Annotated in this window: 21 protein-coding genes and 1 tRNA gene; 9 read left to right on the top strand and 13 right to left on the bottom strand. The window is 62.2% G+C overall.

Features of this window, described 5'->3' with window-relative positions; genetic code table 11:
• The first annotated feature begins 52 nt into the window (after positions 1-52).
• Positions 53-1,233, top strand: a protein-coding gene (locus ACA027_RS11655) for an IS3 family transposase (RefSeq protein WP_370678402.1) whose coding sequence is annotated in 2 segments (ribosomal slippage) — positions 53-332 and positions 332-1,233 — 1,182 coding nt in all. Because the reading frame shifts where the segments join, the coding sequence is not laid out codon by codon here.
• Here the strand turns inward: ACA027_RS11655 and ACA027_RS11650 are convergent.
• Both ACA027_RS11650 and ACA027_RS11645 read right to left on the bottom strand, forming a co-directional pair.
• Positions 1,226-1,432 carry a hypothetical protein gene (locus ACA027_RS11650; RefSeq protein WP_370678401.1) on the bottom strand — a complete coding sequence of 69 codons (207 nt, stop codon included), beginning with the start codon at positions 1,430-1,432 and terminating at the stop codon, positions 1,226-1,228. The genes ACA027_RS11655 and ACA027_RS11650 overlap by 8 nt on opposite strands.
• A 76-nt stretch (positions 1,433-1,508) precedes the next feature.
• Positions 1,509-2,450, bottom strand: a complete 942-nt coding sequence (locus ACA027_RS11645; protein WP_370678400.1) for a LysR substrate-binding domain-containing protein — start codon at positions 2,448-2,450, stop codon at positions 1,509-1,511.
• A gap of 112 nt (positions 2,451-2,562) precedes the next feature.
• On the opposite strand from ACA027_RS11645, the gene ACA027_RS11640 reads away from it, so the two are divergent.
• Positions 2,563-3,558, top strand: a complete 996-nt coding sequence (locus ACA027_RS11640) for a bile acid:sodium symporter family protein (protein WP_370678399.1) — start codon at positions 2,563-2,565, stop codon at positions 3,556-3,558.
• A 163-nt stretch (positions 3,559-3,721) separates the two neighbouring features.
• On the opposite strand, the gene ACA027_RS11635 is transcribed toward ACA027_RS11640, so the two are convergent.
• The 11 genes from ACA027_RS11635 to ACA027_RS11585 form a co-directional block, all read right to left on the bottom strand.
• Positions 3,722-3,798 (bottom strand) — tRNA-Pro (locus tag ACA027_RS11635).
• A gap of 30 nt (positions 3,799-3,828) precedes the next feature.
• Positions 3,829-4,266, bottom strand: a complete 438-nt coding sequence (locus ACA027_RS11630; protein WP_370678398.1) for a MerR family transcriptional regulator — start codon at positions 4,264-4,266, stop codon at positions 3,829-3,831.
• Positions 4,267-4,363: 97 nt separating this feature from the next.
• Positions 4,364-4,720, bottom strand: a complete 357-nt coding sequence (locus tag ACA027_RS11625) for an integration host factor subunit alpha (RefSeq protein ID WP_370678397.1) — start codon at positions 4,718-4,720, stop codon at positions 4,364-4,366.
• Positions 4,721-4,747: 27 nt separating this feature from the next.
• Complete coding sequence (gene pheT / locus ACA027_RS11620; RefSeq protein WP_370678396.1) at positions 4,748-7,204, bottom strand: phenylalanine--tRNA ligase subunit beta; 2,457 nt, start codon at positions 7,202-7,204, stop codon at positions 4,748-4,750.
• A 164-nt stretch (positions 7,205-7,368) separates the two neighbouring features.
• Positions 7,369-8,421 carry a phenylalanine--tRNA ligase subunit alpha gene (gene pheS, locus ACA027_RS11615; protein ID WP_370678395.1) on the bottom strand — a complete coding sequence of 351 codons (1,053 nt, stop codon included), beginning with the start codon at positions 8,419-8,421 and terminating at the stop codon, positions 7,369-7,371.
• 170 nt (positions 8,422-8,591) lie between these two features.
• Positions 8,592-8,951: a 50S ribosomal protein L20 gene (gene rplT, locus ACA027_RS11610; RefSeq protein ID WP_370678394.1), complete on the bottom strand. Its 360-nt coding sequence runs from the start codon at positions 8,949-8,951 to the stop codon at positions 8,592-8,594.
• 26 nt (positions 8,952-8,977) lie between these two features.
• On the bottom strand, positions 8,978-9,181 hold the full coding sequence (gene rpmI, locus ACA027_RS11605; RefSeq protein ID WP_332569117.1) for a 50S ribosomal protein L35: 204 nt from the start codon (positions 9,179-9,181) through the stop codon (positions 8,978-8,980).
• Between the two features lie 244 nt (positions 9,182-9,425).
• The gene (gene infC, locus ACA027_RS11600; protein ID WP_370678393.1) at positions 9,426-10,040 is read right to left on the bottom strand and encodes a translation initiation factor IF-3; all 615 of its coding nucleotides are present in this window, start codon (positions 10,038-10,040) and stop codon (positions 9,426-9,428) included.
• A gap of 76 nt (positions 10,041-10,116) precedes the next feature.
• Positions 10,117-12,036, bottom strand: a complete 1,920-nt coding sequence (thrS, locus tag ACA027_RS11595; RefSeq protein WP_370678392.1) for a threonine--tRNA ligase — start codon at positions 12,034-12,036, stop codon at positions 10,117-10,119.
• Between the two features lie 390 nt (positions 12,037-12,426).
• A complete protein-coding gene (gene aceA / locus ACA027_RS11590; RefSeq protein ID WP_370678391.1) occupies positions 12,427-13,758 on the bottom strand; it encodes an isocitrate lyase in 1,332 nt (443 codons plus the stop codon).
• A 137-nt stretch (positions 13,759-13,895) separates the two neighbouring features.
• Positions 13,896-14,141 (bottom strand): hypothetical protein, encoded by a 246-nt coding sequence (locus ACA027_RS11585; protein WP_370678390.1) that lies wholly within the window; start codon positions 14,139-14,141, stop codon positions 13,896-13,898.
• Between ACA027_RS11585 and ACA027_RS11580 the strand changes: the two genes are divergently transcribed.
• From ACA027_RS11580 to dsbG, 7 genes are all read left to right on the top strand, one after another.
• A complete protein-coding gene (locus ACA027_RS11580) occupies positions 14,140-15,087 on the top strand; it encodes a DMT family transporter (protein WP_370678389.1) in 948 nt (315 codons plus the stop codon). The two genes, ACA027_RS11585 and ACA027_RS11580, sit on opposite strands and share 2 nt — an antisense overlap.
• Before the next feature lie 181 nt (positions 15,088-15,268).
• Positions 15,269-15,937, top strand: coding sequence for a cytochrome c (locus tag ACA027_RS11575; RefSeq protein WP_370678388.1), 669 nt, complete (start codon positions 15,269-15,271; stop codon positions 15,935-15,937).
• A gap of 15 nt (positions 15,938-15,952) precedes the next feature.
• The gene (locus ACA027_RS11570; protein ID WP_370678387.1) at positions 15,953-16,966 is read left to right on the top strand and encodes a c-type cytochrome; all 1,014 of its coding nucleotides are present in this window, start codon (positions 15,953-15,955) and stop codon (positions 16,964-16,966) included.
• A 502-nt stretch (positions 16,967-17,468) separates the two neighbouring features.
• Positions 17,469-18,884, top strand: coding sequence for an FAD-dependent oxidoreductase (locus ACA027_RS11565; protein ID WP_370678386.1), 1,416 nt, complete (start codon positions 17,469-17,471; stop codon positions 18,882-18,884).
• A 63-nt stretch (positions 18,885-18,947) separates the two neighbouring features.
• A complete protein-coding gene (locus tag ACA027_RS11560; RefSeq protein ID WP_370678385.1) occupies positions 18,948-19,277 on the top strand; it encodes a hypothetical protein in 330 nt (109 codons plus the stop codon).
• A 122-nt stretch (positions 19,278-19,399) separates the two neighbouring features.
• Complete coding sequence (locus tag ACA027_RS11555) at positions 19,400-20,269, top strand: redoxin domain-containing protein (protein WP_370678384.1); 870 nt, start codon at positions 19,400-19,402, stop codon at positions 20,267-20,269.
• Positions 20,266-21,093, top strand: a complete 828-nt coding sequence (dsbG, locus tag ACA027_RS11550; protein ID WP_370678383.1) for a thiol:disulfide interchange protein DsbG — start codon at positions 20,266-20,268, stop codon at positions 21,091-21,093. The genes ACA027_RS11555 and dsbG overlap by 4 nt, the downstream gene beginning before the upstream one ends.
• The last annotated feature ends 79 nt before the right edge of the window (positions 21,094-21,172 follow it).

Below are 21,172 nucleotides of genomic sequence, written 5' to 3'. Positions count from 1 at the left end.
GTTGCTTGCAAGGACTGTACAAGCTCACGAAGCACATCGCGAGCAATGAGCAGTGGATAACGATTTTTGTCTATGCAATCATCCGGGATGCGACAGTTACCCCGAAGAATTCAGGATTGAAGCAGCCAAGCAAATCCTGGAACACGGCCACAGCGTGGCCGATGTCTCACGCCGCCTAGGCGTGAGTGCACATAGCCTGTACAAATGGGTTCGCCAGCAACAAATCCCAGCAGCGCAACGAGCCCAGCAAGTGAGCCAAAGCGAAGAGCTGCGTCGCCTGAAGTCCGAGCTCAAGCGGGTCACAGAGGAGCGTGACATCCTAAAAAAAGCGGCGGCGTACTTCGCTCGCCAGTCCGACTGAAGTACGCCTTTATCGCCAGGCATCAGAAGGTCTACAGCGTCTTGCGGATGTGTCGCATGCTGCGGCTGCACCCCAGCGGCTACTACGCCTGGAAGGCCAAACCAGAAAGCAAACGTGCGGTTGATGACCGCAGGTTGCTGGGCTTGCTCAAACAGGCTTGGCTGGAGAGCGGCGGCGTTTATGGCTATCGCAAACTGACCCTGGATATGCGTGACTTGGGTGAAGGTTGCAGTAGGCATCGCGTTGCCAAGCTATTGCGTCATGAAGGATTGAAGGCACAAAGAGGCTATGGCAAGCGGCCACGTCCACGGGGCGGTGCTGCAGCCATAGTTGCGCCTAACCTGTTGGAGCAACAGTTCAAAGTCAGTGAACCCAATACCGCCTGGGTCACCGACATCACGTATATCGCTACGCACGAGGGCTGGCTGTACTTGGCTGCGGTGATCGACCTGTATTCCCGGCAAGTAGTTGGCTGGTCCACGGGCAGCCGCATTGACACCCAGTTGGCTCTTGATGCCTTGCACATGGCTGTCTGGCGGAGAAGGCCCCGCAATACGGTCGTTGTGCATTCCGATCAAGGCTGCCAATTCACCAGCCATGAATGGCAGCGCTTCCTCGCAGGCCACAACCTGCAGCCCAGCATGAGCAGGCGAGGCAATTGCCACGACAACGCCGTGGCGGAGAGTTTCTTCCAGTTGCTCAAGTGTGAGCGCATTCGCAAACACACCTATGCGACAAGGCAAGAAGCGCGCAGCGCAATCTTTGGCTACATCGAGATGTTCTATAACCCCATCCGCAGACATTCGTCTGCGGATGGCATGTCTCCCGTAGAGTTCGAGAAACGCAATTCCGTGAGGCCGGCAGCTATCTAGGAAAAGCTGGTCGATTCATTTCGAGCTGGGCGACGAGTTGATGCACTCCATCCGGTGGGCTTTCCAGTCTTTTGCGCCAGGCCTCAGCGGATGGATACGGCTGTTGCAGAGTGCCGGCATAGACCTTGGGGCAGCTGAAGATGGCCAGCACATCGTGCAGATCTTCGGGGTTGGCCGGGCGGATTTTCAAATCTTTCATGCGGAGATGGGGTGGCATGGAGAACGCCCAGCATAAAGTCTGCCTGCTTCGTCAGGGTGACAGGCTTTCTCTTTTTCTATGCGGCATCAATTCCAGCGAAGCCCATGAGCTGCCCTGCCTCCGCCGCCACTATCTCCCAGACATGTTTTGCCACGGGGCTGAGTGCACGGTGCTGGCGGTGTACCAGCATGATGCTGCGCTCCACCAGCGGCACCAGGGGGCGGCCGACCAGCTCGTTCGATGCAGGCTGGGCCTGGCGCCGCATCCATGCTGCCGGCACGGCCAGTTGGGGCACCACGCTCAGGCCCAGGCCGGCCTCGACCATGCTGTAGATGGTGGCGGTGTGCCCCACATCCTGCACCACTGATGCGGTGGCGCCGTGGGATTGCAGCGCGGCATCGATCAGACGGCGGCTGCCAGAGGCATGGTCCAGCAGTACCAGGGACTGGCCGTGCAACGCGCGCCAATGCACTTGCGGGTGGTTGGCCAGTGGGTGTGAGGCCGGACAGACCAGGCAAAAAGGATCGTGGCTGATGGTGGTGGTGTGCAGGTCCTGTACATCCTGCGGATCGATGACCACGCCGAAATCCACCTCTGCGCTGCGCACGCTTTGCAGCACATCGTGCTGGATACGGTCCAGCAGCTTGATATGGATGGCAGGCGCTTCGCGCTGGCAGCGGGCTATGCATTGCGGCAGCAAATGCGCCGACAGCGTGGGGCTGCTGGCCACCCTCACCCTTCCCTGCTGGTGGCTGGCCAGACCCTGTACCTCCAGCAAGCTGGCGTCCAGGTCTTCAAACACCCGGCGCAGATGGCTGCACAACAGGCGACCGGCATCGGTCAGCTCCACCGTGCGGGTGGTGCGATGCAGCAGCAGCAGCCCCAGGGCCTGCTCCAGCTCCGTGACATGGCGACTGATGGCGGGCTGCGTCAGCGCGACCTGGGCGCCGGCGCGGCTGAAGCTGCCGGTGTCGGCGACTGCCAGAAAGGCGCGCAGTTGGCGCAGGCTGATATTCATTAGGTTTAATTATAAAAGTATCAGATAAATCCATTTCTCTTTTGAATCTACGACTGCTCCAATCACCCGCTGAGATGCCCTGCTCTATGGGCTGCGTTTTGGAGTTTTTTGCATGCGTTGGCTTCCCGACCGTTTTACCCAGGCCTTGATCGTGACCGTGGCGCTGGCCAGCTTGTGGCCTGCCTCTGGCCGCACAGCCCAGATCGTGGAACATGCCACGACGGGCATTGTCAGCCTGTTGTTTTTCCTGCATGGCGCCAAGCTGTCACGCCAGGCCATCGTGGCCGGCATCGGGCACTGGCGGTTGCATGGTTGGATTTTTACGACGACTTTTGTACTGTTCCCGTTGCTGGGTTGGGCGCTGCGCCCGGTGCTGGAGCCGTTGGTATCGCCGCAGATGTACCTGGGTGTGCTGTTTTTGTGCACCTTACCCGCCACGGTGCAATCGGCGATTGCCTTCACCTCCATGGCGCGCGGCAATATTCCGGCGGCCGTGTGCAGCGCTTCGGCCTCCACCTTGCTGGGGATTTTGGTGACGCCGGTGCTGGTCAGTCTGCTGCTGCACCGCAATGCGGCCGCGGGCAACGCGCTGCACGACATCGGCCGCATTGCGCTGCAATTGCTGCTGCCGTTTGCGCTGGGGCATTTGCTGCGCCCGTGGATTGGCGGCTTTTTGCAGCGCCGGGCAGCCTTGGTGAAAGGGGTGGACCAGGGCTCCGTCTTGTTTGTGGTGTATTCGGCCTTCAGCGCCGCGGTGGTCAGCGGCCTGTGGTTGCAAACCTCGTGGCGCGACCTGGCCGGTCTGCTGCTGGTCAATGCCATCTTGCTGGGCCTGGTGCTGGCAGCAACCACCTGCGTAGCCCGGCGCCTGGGCTGGAGCAAGGAAGACGAAATCACCCTGGTGTTCTGTGGCTCCAAGAAAAGCATGGTCAGCGGCATCCCCATGGCGAACGTGCTGTTCCCCGCCGCTTCAGTCGGCGCCGTGGTGCTGCCCTTGATGCTGTTTCACCAGATGCAACTGATGGTCTGCGCCGTGCTGGCCCAGCGCTATGCCCGCCGCCCTGCTCTGCTGGCCGAGCAAGAAGCCAAAGCAGAAGTTGCCGCATAAATCTGGCATGCCCCAACGTCAGGGGCACTGCGCAAAGCGTCAGTGCCCTCCCCCTCCGGCGCGTAGCGCCTAGAGAGGGGGAAGACGCGAAGCGTCTCAGGGGGGAGCGTCAGCTCACAAAAGAAAAAGGCCCCTAACTTTGCAGTTAGGAGCCTTATCTATATGGTCGGAATGGCGGGATTCGAACTCGCGACCCCTTGCACCCCATGCAAGTGCGCTACCAGGCTGCGCTACATTCCGAAGACTTGAATTATATACACATTTTTTGGCCTAAAGCGAGAGCAGTGAACGAATCTGCAAAAGTTCCTGCCGCAGCTGTGCCGATGTGACGGTGTTGCCCTGCGCATCGGGAAGCGGGATGGCTTCCCACACCAGTGCTTGCGGGGGCTGGGCCAGCACGCTATTGGGCGCAAGGTCATCGCCCACAAGCGATGCAGACTCCCCGGGTTGGCTGCGCAGTTGGCTGCGCAGTTGGTTGCGCGCGCCCTGGATGGTGAAGCCCTCGTCATACAGCAGGCTGCGGATGCGGCGCACCATCAGCAGCTCGTGGTGCTGGTAGTAGCGGCGGTTGCCGCGCCGCTTCATGGGCCGCAGCTGCACAAACTCCTGCTCCCAATAGCGCAGCACATGGGGTTTGACGTCACACAGCAGCGCCACTTCGCTGATGGTGAAGTAACGCTTGGCAGGGATGGGGGGAAGCGGAGCCATAGAGGGTTGAAGCAAAGGCGCGGGCCAAACAAAACAAGCGCCCTAGCCTACCGCAGCTTGTGCAGTGGACCAAGAGCGCTTGCAAAGAGCAGGTGCATTACAGCGACGATGGCGGTGTGCCGTCCTTGCTTTCTGCGCCCTGGATCTGCTCCTTGAGCTTGGTGCTGGCGTGGAAGGTGACCACGCGGCGCGCCTCGATGGGGATCAGCTCGCCGGTGCGCGGATTGCGCCCCGGGCGTGGGGCCTTGGTGCGAATCTGGAAGTTGCCAAAGCCGGAGAGCTTGACGTCGTCGCCCTCCACCAGATTGCGGGAAATCAGGTCGAAGAAGGCATCGACCATTTCCTTGGACTCGCGCTTGTTCAAACCGATCTGATCGAACAGCAGCTCGGCCAATTGCGCCTTGGTCAAGGCGGTAGAGGCGTCATCGCCACTGTCTTCTGCAAATTCGATCATCTCAAGCTCCTTGGGCAGCGCGGTGCATCAACCGCGCAGGCGTGCGGCCACGCGCTCCACCAATGCGGCAATGGCGGCCTGCATGGCGGTGTCGATTTCGGCATCGGTCAGCGAAGCATTCTCGCTGCCCAGCGTCAGGCGCACGGCCAGGCTTTTCTCGTCTTGCGCCAGCGCTCCGGGTGCGGCCTCTTCGCCGGCCTTGAGCTTCTTGGGGCGGAACACGTCAAACAGCACGGCCGAGCGCAGCACGCTGCCCTGCACGCCTTGCTGGATGGCCTCCATGACCTGGGCGTGGGTCACAGCCTCCTTGACCACCACGGCAATGTCGCGCTCCACGGCCTGGTGCTTGGCCACGGGGGCAAACACCGCCACCTTGCGGGCCAGCACGGCGCTCAGGTCCAGCTCGAACATCACAGGCGCCTGGGCCAGATCCCATTCCTGGCGCCACTTGGGGTGCAGCTCGCCCACAAAGCCAATGGCCTGGCCATCCAGCAGCACACGGGCGCAGCGGCCGGGGTGCATGGCTGGGTGCTCAGCGGCTTCGAACTGGGGTTTTGCCGGGGCCAACAAGGCCTCCACATCGCCCTTGATGTCGTAGAAGTCGACCTTGGTCTCTGCCCTGCCCCATTGCAGCTGCTCGGCCGCGCCATAGGCGAGACCGGCCACGCGCATGGGCTGATCGAAACCCTTGACGGTGGTGTCGGACTCGACCACGGAGCCATCCTTGAAGAACACGCGGCCCAGCTCAAACACGCGCACGCGCTGGGCCTTGCGGTCCACGTTGAACTTCAAAACCTGTAGCAGCGAACCCAGCAGCGAGGAGCGCATCACGCTCAAATGGCTGGCAATGGGGTTGAGCAGCTTGATGGCATGGGTATTGCCGGCCAGCTCCTGCTCCCACTTTTCTTCGACAAAGCTGAAGTTGATGGTTTCCTGGTAGCCCAGTGCGGCCAGCTCACGGCGCACGGCAAAGGGGCTGCGCTGGTTTTCGGCGCGCAGCTTGGGCGCGATGGGGGCCAGCGGCTTGGTGGTGGGCAGGTTCTCGTAGCCGACCATGCGGGCCACTTCTTCGATCAGGTCTTCTTCCAGATTGATGTCGAAGCGGAAGCTGGGCGCGGTCACGCTGATCACGCCTTCGCTGGCCACGGTGGCGGGCAGACCCAGGCCATTCAGGGCATCCAGGCATTGCTGCTGGCTCACGGCCATGCCGATGACCTTGGCGGCGCGTGCCACGCGCAGTTGCACGGTCTTGGCCGCGGGCATATTGGGCTGGTGGTCGTCCATGGCGCCGACCTGTGTCTCAGGCGTGCCGCAGATCTCCAGTACCAGCTGGGTGATGCGCTCGATATGCTCGACGGTGAGCGCGGGGTCCACACCGCGCTCGAAGCGGTGGCCGGCGTCGGTGGCGAAATTGAAGTGGCGCGAGCGGCCTGCCACGGCCTTGGGGAACCAGAACGCGGCTTCGATGTAGATGTTTTTCGTGTCGTCAGACACGGCCGTGGCGTCGCCACCCATGATGCCGGCCAGGGACTCGATCTGCTTGTCGTCGGCGATCACGCCCACTTTCGGGCTGTCGTCGATCTTGATGGTGTTGCCATTGAGCAGCTTGAGCGTCTCGCCCGCCTGGCCCCAGCGGACTTGAAGGCCGCCGTGGATCTTGTCCAGGTCAAAGATGTGGCTGGGGCGGCCCAGCTCGAACATCACGTAGTTGGAGATGTCCACCAGGGGCGACACGCCGCGCTGGCCGCAGCGGGCCAGGCGGTCCAGCATCCACTGGGGTGTTTTCACTTGCGTGTTGACGTTGCGCACCATGCGGCCGGAGAAGCGGCCGCACAGCTCGGGCGCCTCGATCTTCACGGGCAGCTTGTCTTGCGTGGCCACGGCGGCGGTGGGGAAGGACAAGGCCTTCAGCGGCGTGCCGGTCAGGGCCGACAACTCGCGCGCCACGCCATACACCGACAGGCAGTGCGCCAGATTGGGCGTGAGCTTGAGGGTGAGCAGCGTGTCGTCCAGGTTCAGGTACTCGCGCACGCTCTGGCCCAAAGGGGCGTCGGCCGGCAGTTCCAGCAGGCCGCTGGCATCGTCGTCAATGCCCAGCTCCTTGGCTGAGCACAGCATGCCAAAGCTTTGCACGCCGCGCAGCTTGCCGATCTTGATCTTGAAGGGCTTGCCGTCCTCACCGGGTGGCAGCTCGGCGCCCACGGTGGCGCAGGGAATGCGGATGCCCACGCGCGCATTCGGTGCGCCGCAGACGATGTTCAGCAGCTCGGGGCCACCCACGTCGACCTGGCACACGCGCAGGCGATCGGCGTCGGGGTGTTGCACGGCTTCCTTGATTTCACCAACCACGATGCCGGTGAAGGGAGGTGCCACGGGGTCGAGCTCTTCGACCTCCAGGCCGGCCATGGTCAAGGTGTCGGCCAGTTCTTGGGTGGTCAGCTTCGGGTTGCAGTATTCGCGCAACCAGGATTCGGGGAATTGCATAGTCAGACTCTTTGGCGTTCAAGCCGGCACACCTTGCAGGTCTGCAGCCGGCCGGGCATGCGATATTCAATAAAAGGAGCATTCATTGCTTTGGCAGCAAGCATTTCAATGTGAAATCCATTTGAAAGGCTGGGTGCATCAGCGCAGATAGCTCACTTTTTCCATTACTGGAATTGCGACAGAAAACGGATGTCGCCGTCGAAGAACAGGCGCAAATCGTTCACGCCATAACGCAGCATGGTCAGGCGGTCCTGGCCCATGCCAAAGGCAAAGCCTATGTATTTCTCGGGGTCCAGGCCCATGTTGCGCACCACGTTGGGGTGCACCTGGCCGGCGCCGGAAATCTCCAGCCACCTGCCAGCCAGCGGGCCGCTTTGGAACTGGATGTCGATCTCGGCCGAGGGCTCGGTGAACGGGAAGAAGCTGGGGCGAAAGCGCAGCACCAGGTCGTCCTGCTCGAAGAAGGTCTTGCAGAAGTCGGAGAAGACCACCTTCAAGTCCTTGAAGCTGATGTTCTCGCCAATCCACAGGCCTTCGCACTGGTGGAACATGGGCGAGTGAGTGGCGTCCGAGTCCACACGGTAGGTGCGGCCGGGGGCAATCACGCGGATCTCGGGCATGGACTGGCCGGCATCGAGCTGATTGCGGTATTTCTTCACATGCTGCACGGCGTGGCGCACCTGCATGGGGCTGGTGTGCGTGCGCAGCAAATTGGGCGCTGTCGCCGTGCCGCCTTCCACATAGAAGGTGTCGTGCATGGAGCGTGCGGGATGGTCTTCCGGCGTGTTCAGCGCCGTGAAGTTGAACCAGTCGGATTCGATCTCGGGGCCTTCGGCCACATCAAAGCCCATGGAGCCAAAAATGCCCTCGATGCGCTCCAGCGTCAGGGACACAGGGTGCAATCCGCCGGTGCCGCGGCGGCGACCGGGCAGGCTGACATCCAGCACTTCGGCCTTCAGATGGGCCTCGAGCTCGGCATCGGCCAAGGCCTTGCGGCGGGCGGTGAGCGCGGCCTCGATGGCCTGCTTGGCCACGTTGATGGCGGCGCCGCGCGACTTCTTCTCTTCGACGGAAAGCTGCGCCATGCCCTTCATGAGCTCGGTCATCTTGCCCGATTTGCCCAGAAACTGCGCCTTGGCGTTTTCCAGATCTGCGGGGGTATGGGCCTGCGCAAACAGTTGCTGCGCGCTCTCGACCAGAGAATCCAACTCGTTCATATCGACTCTTTATCGACCTCAATACCTGGTGCCCTCAGCCTGGCTGCCACAGCGGCAAACAGCAAAAACACCCGGTGATAAAAAAACAAGGGCTAGCGCCTTTTCAAGCCCTAGCCCTTGCTGATAGTGCGTCAGCAGCTACTACATCTGCAGCAACTGCCGATCGTGAATCAAGCAGCCAGCTTGGCCTTGACTTGTTCCACGATGCTGCCAAAGGCAGCCTTGTCGTGCACCGCGATATCGGCCAGCATCTTGCGGTCGATTTCGATGGAAGCCTTCTTCAGGCCGTTGGCGAATTGGCTGTAGGTCAGACCCAGTTCGCGTGCAGCGGCGTTGATACGGGCGATCCACAGTTGGCGGAACACGCGCTTCTTGTTGCGGCGGTCACGGTAGGCGTATTGGCCTGCCTTCATCACCGCCTGCTTGGCGACGCGGAAGACATTGCCGCGACGACCGCGGAAACCCTTGGCAAGGGTCAGAACTTTTTTGTGACGGGCACGGGCCGTTACACCACGTTTGACGCGAGGCATGTATTTTCTCCTTGTTCGTCAGTGAATTACAGACCAGCGCCAGGCAGCATCTTTGCGATGGAGCCCATGTCGCCTTCATGCACGCTGACAGTGCCACGCAGGTGGCGCTTGTTCTTCGTGGTCTTCTTGGTCAAGATGTGACGCTTGAAGGCTTGACCGCGCTTGACGGTACCACCAGGACGAACGCGAAAACGCTTCTTCGCGCTGCTCTTGGTCTTCATTTTGGGCATGTAAATGCTCCTTTATTTGTGCTCGCGAGGCGGCTGCGCAACCATGCACAGCACTTGTCGGCGCTCCGAGGCACTTTTGTACTTTGGTGCTGAGCAGCCAAAGCCGTTCAGTACCAAAGCCACGTTTTACGTATGCAGCCTTGCTTGTTGCAAGAAAGGCCAATCCACAAAACGCGATGCAGTTGGCGCAGCAATTTACGCCAACTGCATATTCTAACGCGATCGCAGGCAGGCTGCGACGTTTTTACGCGGCGGTGTTGCCAGCCTCTTCCGCAGTAGCGGGTTTGGCAGTGGCTCCCACAGGCTTTTTGCGCGCCGGGGCGATCATCATGATCATCTGGCGGCCTTCCAGCTTGGGGAATTGCTCCACCTGAATGGTGTCTGCCAGGTCGTCACGCAGACGATTCAGCAGATCCAGGCCCAGCTGTTGGTGCGTGATTTCACGGCCACGGAAACGCAGCGTGATCTTGCACTTGTCGCCCTCGGCCAGGAAGCGGCGGATGTTGCGCAACTTGATGTTGTAGTCACCATCATCGGTACCAGGACGGAATTTGACTTCCTTGATTTCGATCACGGTCTGCTTGGCCTTGGCTTCGGCAGCGCGCTTTTGTTCCTGGTATTTGAACTTGCCGTAGTCCACCAAGCGGCAGACAGGCGGGTTCGCCGTGGAGGCAATTTCCACCAGATCCACATCCATGTCACCAGCCATGCGCAGGGCTTCTGCGATGCTGACGACGCCGATGGGTTCGTTTTCAGGACCGGTCAGGCGCACTTCGGTGGCCTGGATTTCACGGTTAAGACGGTGCTTGCGTTCCTCGCGGTGGCGACGATCACGGAATTCAGTAGCTATGGCTTTCACCCTAATTTCAAAACGCTACGAAAAGCGTAGCTGCTTGCGCGCAATTCACGCAGTCCAAAGCAAAAAACCATGTTGATTACGCTTTAGAAGCGATGTCCTTGCTGAGCAACTCGATGAAGGCATCGACGGACATCACACCGAGGTCTTTGTTGCCCCGGGCGCGCACTGCGACGGCTCCGGCTGCCTTCTCCTTGTCGCCGGCGACGAGGATGTAGGGCAGCTTTTGCAACGAATGCTCGCGTATTTTATACGTGATCTTTTCATTGCGCAGATCAGCCGCTATCTTAAGACTTTGATTCGGCAGCGCTTTTTGCAGCTTTGCCACAACTTCTTGCACATAGTCGGCCTGTGCGTCGGTGATATTGAGCACCGTCACCTGCTCCGGAGCCAGCCAGACTGGCAGCGCGCCGGCAAATTGCTCGATCAAAATGCCGATGAAACGCTCCAGCGAACCGACGATGGCACGGTGCAGCATCACGGGGCGGTGGCGGTTGCCGTCCTCGCCCACATACTCCGCATCCAGGCGCTCGGGCATGGAAAAGTCCACCTGGATGGTGCCGCACTGCCACTGGCGACCCAGGGCGTCCTTGAGCGTGTACTCGATCTTGGGGCCGTAGAAAGCGCCATCGCCCACGGAGACCTGGTAGTCGCAGCCCGAGGCCTTCAGCGAGTCGAACAGGGCTTTTTCCGCCTTGTCCCAGACTTCATCCGAGCCGATGCGTGCTTCAGGGCGCGTGGCAACCTTGTAGATGATGTCGGTGAAACCGAAGTCGGCATAGACCTTTTGCAGCAGCTGCGTGAAGTCGAGCACTTCCTTTTGGACCTGATCTTCCGTACAGAACACATGGCCATCGTCCTGCGTGAAACCGCGCACGCGCATGATGCCGTGCAGACCGCCCGTGGGTTCGTTGCGGTGGCATTGGCCAAATTCGCCATAGCGCAGCGGCAGGTCGCGGTAGCTCTTGATGCCCTGCTTGAAGATCAGGATGTGGCCCGGGCAGTTCATGGGTTTCAAGGCGTAGTCACGCTTTTCCGACTCCGTGATGAACATGTTGTCGCGGTACTTGTCCCAGTGGCCCGTCTTCTCCCACAGCGTCTTGTCCAGAATCTGCGGGCCCTTGACTTCTTCGTAGCCGTTGTCGCGGTAGACGCGGCGCATGTACTGCTCCACCTCCTGCCATACACGCCAGCCCTTGGGGTGCCAGAACACCGTGCCGGGCGAGCATTCATCGATGTGGAACAGGTCCAGCTCACGGCCCAGGCGACGGTGGTCGCGCTTTTCGGCTTCTTCAATGCGCGTGATGTAGGCCTGCAGGTCTTTCTTGTCGGCCCAGGCCGTGCCGTAAACGCGCTGCAGTTGCTCGTTCTTGGCATCGCCACGCCAGTAGGCGCCGGCCAGCTTGGTCAGTTTGAAGACCTTCAGAAAGCGCGTATTGGGCACGTGGGGGCCACGGCACATGTCCACATATTCCTGGTGGTAGTACAGGCCCATGGCTTTTTCATTGGGCATGTCTTCGACCAGGCGCAGCTTGTAGTCCTCGCCACGGTCTTTGAAGACCTGGAGGACTTCGGCGCGTGGCGTCATCTTCTTGATCACGTCGTAATCCTGGGCGATCAATTCCTTCATGCGCGCCTCGATGGCGGCCATGTCTTCGGGCGTGAAGGGACGCTCGTAGGAGATGTCGTAGTAAAAGCCCTCTTCGATCACCGGGCCGATCACCATCTTGGCCGTGGGATACAGCTGCTTGACGGCGTGGCCGACCAGGTGGGCTGTGGAGTGGCGGATGATCTCTACGCCATCTTGGTCCTTGGGCGTGATGATCTGCAGCTTGGCGTCTTCGCTGATCAGATCGCAGGCGTCGACCAGACGGCCATTGACGCGGCCGGCAACCGTGTTCTTGGCCAGGCCGGCGCCGATGGACTGAGCCACCTGCATGACAGTGACCGGACCGTCGAATTCGCGTTGCGAGCCGTCGGGGAGCGTAATCTTGAGCATGGAAATCCTTGGAAACCTAATGTGGGATACGGGGCCGCGGCCGATGCCTCATCTGAAAAGCAAAAAGCGCGGAACTGGGCCGCGCTTTGAGGGATGGAGAAAGGGTCTGGGACAGCTTCTCGTGCAGGCGCGAACCGCCAGCCGCTTAGCGGCTGAAGTACCTCGTGGTAGTAGTTCGCGGTGTCATAACCAGCACTGCCTTTCTCGCTCTTGTTGGTGAATCTTGGGCGCCATTTTAACGCCGAAAGCACAAAAAAGCCCGAAGCCGCAAAGCTCCGGGCTGAAATGGGTTCCTGGCAGCAGTCTCGTCCCCGCCGCACAGGCCCCAGACAACAAGCATCAGTCTCCGTTCTACTGCGCCATGTCAGTGATGCAGTAGCGCGGTGCAGATCAGTGGAATTGCTCCTCTTCGGTGGAGCCAGCCAGGGCCTTGACGCTGGACGAGCCGCCTTGGATCACGGTGGTCACGTCGTCGAAGTAACCTGCGCCCACTTCCTGCTGGTGGGACACAAAGGTGTAGCCCTTTTCGCGTGCGGCGAACTCGGGTTCCTGCACCATTTCCACGTAGTGCTTCATGCCCTCGCCGCGAGCGTATTCGTGGGCGAACTTGAAGGTGTTGTACCAGTTGCTGTGGATGCCAGCCAGGGTGATGAACTGGAACTTGTAGCCCAGTGCAGACAGGTCGTCCTGGAAGGATGCGATCTGGCTGTCGTTGAGGTTTTTCTTCCAGTTGAAGGAAGGCGAGCAGTTGTACGAGAGCAGCTTGCCAGGGCAGGCAGCGTGCACGGCCTGGGCGAACTCACGGGCAAAGCCGATGTCGGGCACGCCGGTTTCGCACCACACCAGGTCGGCGTAGGGAGCGTAGGCCACGCCACGGCTGATGGATTGCTCCAGGCCGTTCTTGACGCGGTAGAAGCCTTCCTGGGTGCGCTCGCCGGTCAGGAAAGCCTGGTCGTTGGCGTCGTGGTTGCTGGTGATCAGGTTGGCGGCTTCGGCATCGGTGCGGGCCAGCACGATGGTGGGCACGCCCATCACGTCGGCCGCAAAGCGGGCAGCGATCAGCTTTTCGCAGGCTTCACGGGTGGGCACCAGCACCTTGCCACCCATGTGGCCGCATTTCTTCACGGCGGCCAGCTGGTCTTCGAAGTGCACGCCGGCAGCGCCTGCCTGGATCATGTTCTTCATCAGCTCGAAGGCGTTCAGCACGCCACCGAAACCGGCTTCGGCATCGGCCACGATGGGCAGGAAGTAGTCGATGAATTCCTTGTCGCCTGGGTTGATGCCCTTGCCCCACTGGATTTCGTCAGCGCGCTTGAAGGTGTTGTTGATGCGGCGCACCATGGTGGGCACCGAGTCGTAGGCGTACAGCGACTGGTCGGGGTACATGGTTTCGGAGGTGTTGCCGTCGGCGGCGACTTGCCAGCCGGACAGGTACACGGCCTCCAGACCGGCCTTGGCCTGCTGCATGGCCTGGCCTGCAGAGATGGCGCCGAAGGCGTTCACATAGCCCTTCTTGGAAGTGCCATTGATTTTTTCCCACAGCACTTGTGCACCGCGCTGGGCCAGCGTGTACTCGGGCTGCAGGCTGCCGCGCAGGCGCACCACATCGGCGGCGGAATAGCCGCGCTTGATGCCCTTCCAGCGGGGGTTGGTGGCCCAGTCTTTTTCCAGGGCGGCGATTTGTTGTTCGCGGCTCAGTTGTTTGTTCAGCGCATTCGACATCGTGATCTCCTTGAAAGGTGGTGAAACCGGCTGGCCGTGGTGTTCGGCCTTGGAGACAACTGTAGGCAAAGCACCGGCACTGAACAAGCACTTATATCTTATATAAGACAAAAAAATTACCGTTTAAATTCAATAGCTTATTTTTGTTTTTCTGGATGTGAAATGCACTTTCTCATATTGAGAAAAAATGCTGCGCGGCAACACGCCTCTATTTCACATAGTGAAAACACTTTCCCGAATGGCAATATTTCGCCTCCACCGCCAGGGGTAAACATGGCCCCGCCCCTGCGCAGCCCATCGCGCGACAAGCCAAAGTGGCAGTCCGTCTTTGCGGCATGATGGCTGCCGCCCGATTTTTCAGTCCCACCTTCTTCCGTTGCCATGTCCCTGCCACCCTCCAAACCCGTCGCCTATCTATGTCTGGCGCTGAGCATGTCCATGGTGGGTTGCTATGTGGCGCTGACCAAGCCGCTGGTGGCGGCGATTCCGGTGTTTCTGCTGGCCTGGCTGCGCTTCGGGATTGCAGCGGTGGCCATGGCGCCCTGGCTGCGCAAAATCGAAGGGGAAGCCCCCATCAACCGGCCAACGCGCCAGCTGCTGTTTCTGGAGTCGTTTTTCGGCAACTTCCTGTTCACCTTGTGCATGATCACCGGGGTCAGCCTGACCAGCGCGGTCTCGGCCGGGGTCATCATGGCGGCCATTCCGGCAGCGGTGGCGGTGTTCAGCTGGTTGTTCTTGCGTGAGGCGGCCAGTGCGCGCACCTGGTGGGCGATTGCCCTGGCCGTGGCCGGCATAGGCCTGCTGGCCCTGGCCCCGGGTCAGGCCGGCGTACAGGCCGGCAACCTGCAGGAGGTCTCTTCCCTGCCCTCGCGCACGGTGGTCGGCCATTTGCTTTTGGTGGCCGCCGTGCTGTGTGAGGCCAGCTACGCCGTCATCGGCAAAAAGCTCACGGCCGCCCTGCCGCCCAAGCGCATCACCGCCATCATCAATCTGTGGGGTCTGGCCCTGTCCACGCCCATGGGCGTTTATATGGCGCTGCAGTTTGATTTTGCGGGCGTGCAAAGCAGCACCTGGTGGCTGCTGCTGCTGTATGCGCTGGCCGCCAGCATGTGGACCGTGTGGCTGTGGATGACGGGGCTGCGCACCGTGCCGGCGTCACAAAGCGGCGTCTTCACGGTGCTGCTGCCCGTGAGTGCAGCACTGACCGGTGTGCTGCTGCTGGGGGAGTCGCTGCAGCCCTTGCAAATGCTGGCCCTGGGCATGGCACTGTGCAGCGTGCTGGTGGCCACGGTGCCGTTGCAGCGTAGCCGCAGTCAGTCTACACATTGAGTGTTGCAGCACCTTGCTCGAAAGCAAGGTTTGCCAAAGTCTTAATTCCGTCTTAATGCATTGCCCTTAGCCTTTTGGGGGTCAATGCCTGCGCGCGCCGGAGGCATACGAAAAGCGCACGCCCAGGGAGGCCGCACCGCGGACCGACCCTGGTTCTCCCCCACTTTGTCCATTCATTCTTATGCCCGTAACCAAGGCCCCTATCCAAGGGCTGGCGTGCTTTGCCCTGCTGGCAGCCTGCCATATTCCGAGCTGGGCTGCTGACGCGAGCGCCGGCGCCAAAATCGCTGCCAATGGCGGCTCCCAAGGCGCAGCCGCCTGCGTCTCCTGCCACGGCAGCAACGGCGAGGGTGGCCCCGGCTTTCCGCCATTGGCCGGCCAGTCCGCTGGTTACCTGGAGCGCCAGCTCCTGAGCTTTGCCGCCGGCAAGCGCAAGGCGCCGACCATGGAGCCCAATGCCCGTGCGCTGACCGATGCGGAAAAGGCCGATGTCGCCGCCTATTACGCCAGTCTGAAGTTGCCCATCAAGAGCCAGGTGGGCCCCTTGCCCACCGCCAAGGACAGCAACGGCGCCTGGTTGGTCGAACGCGGCCGCTGGGGTGACGGTATTCCGGCCTGCGCCAAATGCCACGGTCCTGGTGGTACCGGCGTGGGCCTGGACTTCCCCGCCATTGGCCACCTGAGCGCGGCCTATATGCAGTCGCAGGTCGATGCCTGGCAGAAGAAGACGCGTGACAACGGCCCGCTGGGCCTGATGGGCTCGATTGCCCAAAAGCTCACGCCCAAGGACATTCAGGACGTTGCGGCCTACTACCAGCAACAGCACGGCAGCCAAGCCGCCTCCAACTAAAAACGGACACCGGATATGACCACGGAATCTCCTGTGCACACCACGGCAGACAGCCAGCCCGAAGGCGGCAAACTGGGCGCTGCCATTGCGGTGGCGTTTTGCGCCATTCCCCTGCTGGCCGCGTTGGGCGGTATCGCCTACAGCATCCCTGACACCCCCCGGGCCCAGCGCGCTGCGGCGGAAAAGCTGGCCAAGGAAGCCGCCCAGGCCAAGGCTGCCCAGGCCGGCCTGCAGCCCGCCGCCTACAGCGTGCCTGCTGCCACCGCCATCCCCGACACCAAGATGGGTGAATGGATACAACGCGGTGAAGCCATCTTCCTGCGCACGCCGGATAACGCCAAAGGCTTCTCGGGCAATCCGCTCAGCTGCGCCAACTGCCACCTGGATGCCGGCCGCCTGAAGAACGCCGCGCCCATGTGGGGCGCCTACCCGCTGTACCCGGCCTATCGCAAAAAGACCGACCATGTCGACACTTTTGCCGAGCGCGTGCGTGGCTGCTTTATGTATTCCATGAACGGCAAGGCGCCGGACGATGGCCACGACATTCTGGTGGCCGTCGAGGCCTATGCCTACTGGATGGCGCAGAAAGCCCCCATCGGCGAAAAGCTGCCCGGAGCCGGCTTCAAGAAAGTGCCCAAGGCCGAGGTGACGCCGACCTTTGAGGCAGGCCAGAAGGTCTATGAAGCCAAGTGCGCCCTGTGCCACGGCGACAACGGCCAGGGCCAGAAAAAGGACGGTGTGACCGTGTTCCCTCCGCTGTGGGGCAAGGAGTCCTACAACTGGGGCGCCGGCATGCACGAAATCGACAAGGCGGCCAGCTTCATCAAGGCCAATATGCCTTACGGCCTGCACAACGATTTGAGCGACCAGGAAGCCTGGGAAGTGGCCACCTTCATCAACAGCTTCGAGCGTCCGCAAGATCCACGTTTCAACGGCAGCATTGCCAAGACGCGTGAAATCTTCCACGACAGCCCCAACTCGATGTACGGCCTGGAAGTCAACGGCAAGCTGCTGGGCAAGGGCATCTAAGCCCGCCAAAGGCCCAAAAGGCGCTTAGAACGTGTTCAAAGTCTCCTCGCGGCGCGCCAGCGTTTTTGCGGGATGGGATACAAGGCGCGACACCGCAGCAATAGCCGCGCTATTGCGAGGATTCGCAACACAGTAGACCGCCCGCAAAGGCACTGGCCCGCAGGGTTGGAGCGAAATCGGGCGATTTCTTCGCGCTGAAGCTTGCTTGCACACAGGTGCAAGCTGCGCTCCATCGCTTCGAACTCATCCCGATTGCGTTCCAACGCGCCTGCGTAGAGACATTGAACACGTTCTTAATGCAGCCATAACACGGCTGCAGCCCAATCCACCCTGCCCGCCTCACAACGGTCGCGTCCCCCGCACCGTTGCCAGGTTGGCGCTTGTGTTTGACCCCCGCTCCTTTTTGGGAGCGGGGTTTTTTTATGCGCTCCATGCTGACAAATAACCCTTGCACAGCGCGTTAATACAGCCTTAAGCGCTCCTCTTTTCAATAGCGGACGCCATGCCAACTTCTCACTCCTCTTCTTCTTCCCGCCAGGCCCAGGCCGTGGTGATCGGTGCCGGCTCTGCCGGTATGAATGCGTTTCACGCGCTGCGCCAGTGGGGCGTCGACGTGCTGCTGGTCGATCGCGGCCCCCTGGGCACCACCTGTGCGCGTGTGGGCTGCATGCCCTCCAAGGCGATGCTGCACGCGGCTGCCCAGTGGCAATGCCTGTCGCAAGGCACGGTCAGCCCCGTCGGTACCTACCAGCAACCCCACCAGCTGTGGCAACAGGCCCTGGCCGTGCGCGACGAGCTGGCCGGTGCCCAGGCCCAGCGCACCCTGGCCTTGGGAGAGCGCTTGCTGCAGGGCGCGGCCCGCTTCACCGGCCCGCACACCCTGGAAGTGGAAGGCCAAGGTGGGGAGATCACCGCCATCACCGCCCAGGCGTTTGTGCTGGCCACCGGCAGCCGCCCCGTGGTGCCGGCCGCGCTGCAGGCCCTCGGCGATGCCGTCATCACCACCGATGCGCTCTTCAGCCTGGAGGCGCCGCCACCCCGTGTGGGCGTGCTGGGCCTGGGCGCCATCGGCGTGGAAATGGGGATGGCGCTGCAGCGCCTGGGCTGCGAGGTGATTGCAGCCGATCTGCACACCGCCCCTGCCGGCCTGACGGACCCCGTGGCCGCCGAGCTGGCCACGGCCTGGCTGGGCCGCAGCCTGGACATGCACCTGGGCCAGGCCGCCCAGGTGGAGCGTGTTGGCTGCAGCCTGCGCTTTACCGTGGGCCATACCTCCCGCGAGGTAGACCGTGTGCTGCTGGCCGTGGGCCGCCGCCCCAACTGGGAGGATTTGCAGCTGCAGCATGCCGTGGAAGATTGGCCTGAAAAAGCACAAAAACTGCTGAATACGCAGACCCTGCAAGTGGGTTCTGCTCCTGTTTTCGCTGCAGGCGATGTCAGCGGCATCCGCCCGCTGATGCACGAGGCCGTGGACCAGGGCCGACTGGCTGCCTGGCAGGTGGCGCGCCTGCTGGGGCTGTCCACAGGCAGCGAGGCGCCGCAGCCGCGCACGCCGCTGTCCATCGTCTTCACCAACCCCGACATTGCCCAGGTCGGCATGCCCTGGCAGGCGCTGGACCCCGCGCACACCGTCATTGGTACGGCGCGCGGCGCGGGCAACGGCCGCAGCAAGGTCATGCATGCACGCGACAACCTGTTGCGCATCTATGCTGACCGGGCCACAGGCCGATTGCTGGGTGCCACCATCGTCGCCGAGCGCGGCGAGCACCTGGCCCATTTGCTGGCCTGGGCCGTGATGCGCGGGGAAACCGTACACAGTCTGCAGGAATTGCCCACCTACCACCCTTGCGTGGAAGAGATGATTCCCAGCGCGCTGCAAGACGCTGCCCGCCAATGCCAACCCGGCGGCCCGCGTTGAGTGCCGCCCCGGTCTCGCTCCACCCCATTGCGCCTCAGTAAGCCTCGCTACCAGGAACACCCCATGACCACTGCCTCCAAGCCCCAGTCCCCTGCGCTGCGCATCGTGCTACACGCCCCTACCCCCGACGCACTGGCCCGCGCCCGGGCCAGCGCCCTCAATGCCCGCAAGGCCGACGCCCAGTGCAGCGTGCGCATCATTGCCAACGCTGCAGCCGTGGCCGCCGCGCTGGACCAGCCGCATGCCGAGGCCGACCCATTGACCGGCCTGTGCCCCAACACCCTGGGCCACACCGGCCGCCAGGCCCATGCCCCCCTCACCGTGCTGGAGCGGCCGGCCGTGATCGAGCTGGCCTTGCTGCAACAGGCTGGCTGGGCCTATATCCACGCCTGAGGTCGGCACTGTTTTGGCCGCTCTCTTGTGCGCTGGCGATGGCGCAGCGCCTTGCTACCCCCACCAGTCCATGGGTTTACATGCCCTGGTGCCCACTGTTTCCGGAATGAATACACAGAGCCATGGGTGAAGTGCTTCAAATTGGCCCTTTGGCCCTGCCCTGGGCGCCGCTGCAACTGCTGGGCGCCTGGTGGGTGGGTGATGCCCTGGCCCAGCGCTTGGCTGCACGCCAGCAGCAGGTCTGGGGTCTGCATGGCTGGATGCTGCTGCTCTGCAGCCTGATTGTGGCCCGCGCCGCCTTTGTGTTGCAGTACACCGAGCACTACCGCACGCCGGTCTGGAGCGCCCTGGACATTCGCGACGGCGGCTGGAGCGCGGGCGCCGGCGTGGCCACGGCCTTGCTGTACCTGGTTTTTCTGTGGATCAGGCGCAGCCCTTTGCTGCGCGCCGCCGCTGTGGGCATTGCCAGCGCCCTGGCGCTGTGGCTGGGCGTGCAAGCGCTGCGCCATGCCATGTTGCCCAGCAATATTCCGCTGCCTGCCTTTGCCGCCGTGACGCTGCAAGGGCAGACCCTGAATCTGGAGCAACTGCCAGCTCAGCATGGCCAGCCCCTGGTCATCAACCTCTGGGCCAGCTGGTGCCCGCCCTGCCGCCGCGAAATGCCGGCCATGCTGCAGGCCCAGCAGGAACACCCCGGCGTGCGCTTTCTCTGGGTCAACCAGGGCGAAGCCCCGGAAACCGTGCTGCGCTTTGCCGCCCAGCACCAGCTGCCGCCCTCTCAGGTGCTGCTGGACATTCGGCAAGACCTGGGCCGCCTGCTCGGCAGCCGCGCCCTGCCGACCACCGTATTTGTCGACACGCAGGGCCGTCAGGCCGCACTGCGCGTGGGTGAACTCTCTACCGCCACGCTGGCCCAGCAGTTGCAAGCCCTGGGGGTTTCTGCTGCCGCCAGCGCCCCGCCATCTTCTTCCACGGAATCTGCCTCGCCATGACACTGCTTACGCATCCGCTTTCCACGTCCTTCACCGCATTGCAAGGGGCCAGGGCCCTGGTCGCCGGCATGGTTCTGGCCGCACCGCTGGCCGCCGCATGGGCGCAAAAACCCCCGGCACCGATTGCCGCCATGCAGCAGTTTGGTGTGGAAATCATCGGCCCCATGAAGGCCCAGGGCGGCTTGCAGGCCTGGGCCGGCCAGCGCCAGGGTCAGCCTCTGGCCATGTACCTCACCCCCGATGGCAAACATGTGGTCACCGGCGTGCTGTTGAACGCCGAGGGCGAGGATGTGAACCGTCCCACGCTGGAAGCCCTGGTCCAGCCAGCGCTGGACAAGCAGGCCTGGGACACCGTGCAGGCTACGCACTGGGTGGCCGATGGCAGCGCCAAGGCCCCGCGCGTGGTCTATATGTTCACCGACCCCAACTGCCCTTATTGCAACAAACTCTGGGCCGATGCCCGCCCCTGGGTAGAGGCCGGCAAGGTGCAGCTGCGCCATATTCTGGTGGGCGTGATCCGCCCCGACAGCGCAGGCAAGGCCGCCGCCGTGCTGGCCAGCAAAGACCCGGCCGCCGCCCTGGCTGCCCATTCCAAGCTGCACGGCAGCGGCCGTATCCAGCCCGTGGATGGCAAAGGCCTGCAGCCGCTGAAGAACATTCCGCCCGCCATCGCCACCCAGCTGACCAACAACCAGCAGGCCATGGTGCAACTGGGCCTCACTGCCACCCCCGCCCTCTTGTGGAAGGACGGCCAGGGTGAGCTGCACACCCTTACCGGCGCGCCGGAGGGCAAGCTGGCAGAGGTGTTTGGGCCCAAGCCCTAAACATCTACCGCCGGCATGGGCTGTGGCTCATGCTTGGTTCAATGCTCAAGACCGCTTCAAACGCTGCACTGTAAAGCTT

The organism is Comamonas sp. GB3 AK4-5, from assembly GCF_041320665.1.
Classification (GTDB): Bacteria; Pseudomonadota; Gammaproteobacteria; order Burkholderiales; family Burkholderiaceae_C; genus Comamonas.
The sequence above is the reverse complement of the archived record's forward strand: the minus strand, read 5'-3'. Positions and strand labels throughout refer to the sequence as shown.

What these genes read in the sequence shown, in the direction of transcription:
- ACA027_RS11650 (WP_370678401.1), bottom strand. Translation starts at nt 1,432, where the DNA reads ATGAAAGATTTGAAAATCCGCCCGGCCAACCCCGAAGATCTGCACGAT.
- ACA027_RS11645 (WP_370678400.1), bottom strand. Translation starts at nt 2,450, where the DNA reads ATGAATATCAGCCTGCGCCAACTGCGCGCCTTTCTGGCAGTCGCCGAC.
- ACA027_RS11640 (WP_370678399.1), top strand. Translation starts at nt 2,563, where the DNA reads ATGCGTTGGCTTCCCGACCGTTTTACCCAGGCCTTGATCGTGACCGTG.
- ACA027_RS11630 (WP_370678398.1), bottom strand. Translation starts at nt 4,266, where the DNA reads ATGGCTCCGCTTCCCCCCATCCCTGCCAAGCGTTACTTCACCATCAGC.
- ACA027_RS11625 (WP_370678397.1), bottom strand. Translation starts at nt 4,720, where the DNA reads ATGATCGAATTTGCAGAAGACAGTGGCGATGACGCCTCTACCGCCTTG.
- pheT (WP_370678396.1), bottom strand. Translation starts at nt 7,204, where the DNA reads ATGCAATTCCCCGAATCCTGGTTGCGCGAATACTGCAACCCGAAGCTG.
- pheS (WP_370678395.1), bottom strand. Translation starts at nt 8,421, where the DNA reads ATGAACGAGTTGGATTCTCTGGTCGAGAGCGCGCAGCAACTGTTTGCG.
- rplT (WP_370678394.1), bottom strand. Translation starts at nt 8,951, where the DNA reads ATGCCTCGCGTCAAACGTGGTGTAACGGCCCGTGCCCGTCACAAAAAA.
- rpmI (WP_332569117.1), bottom strand. Translation starts at nt 9,181, where the DNA reads ATGCCCAAAATGAAGACCAAGAGCAGCGCGAAGAAGCGTTTTCGCGTT.
- thrS (WP_370678392.1), bottom strand. Translation starts at nt 12,036, where the DNA reads ATGCTCAAGATTACGCTCCCCGACGGCTCGCAACGCGAATTCGACGGT.
- aceA (WP_370678391.1), bottom strand. Translation starts at nt 13,758, where the DNA reads ATGTCGAATGCGCTGAACAAACAACTGAGCCGCGAACAACAAATCGCC.
- ACA027_RS11580 (WP_370678389.1), top strand. Translation starts at nt 14,140, where the DNA reads ATGTCCCTGCCACCCTCCAAACCCGTCGCCTATCTATGTCTGGCGCTG.
- ACA027_RS11585 (WP_370678390.1), bottom strand. Translation starts at nt 14,141, where the DNA reads ATGGCAACGGAAGAAGGTGGGACTGAAAAATCGGGCGGCAGCCATCAT.
- ACA027_RS11575 (WP_370678388.1), top strand. Translation starts at nt 15,269, where the DNA reads ATGCCCGTAACCAAGGCCCCTATCCAAGGGCTGGCGTGCTTTGCCCTG.
- ACA027_RS11570 (WP_370678387.1), top strand. Translation starts at nt 15,953, where the DNA reads ATGACCACGGAATCTCCTGTGCACACCACGGCAGACAGCCAGCCCGAA.
- ACA027_RS11565 (WP_370678386.1), top strand. Translation starts at nt 17,469, where the DNA reads ATGCCAACTTCTCACTCCTCTTCTTCTTCCCGCCAGGCCCAGGCCGTG.
- ACA027_RS11560 (WP_370678385.1), top strand. Translation starts at nt 18,948, where the DNA reads ATGACCACTGCCTCCAAGCCCCAGTCCCCTGCGCTGCGCATCGTGCTA.
- ACA027_RS11555 (WP_370678384.1), top strand. Translation starts at nt 19,400, where the DNA reads ATGGGTGAAGTGCTTCAAATTGGCCCTTTGGCCCTGCCCTGGGCGCCG.
- dsbG (WP_370678383.1), top strand. Translation starts at nt 20,266, where the DNA reads ATGACACTGCTTACGCATCCGCTTTCCACGTCCTTCACCGCATTGCAA.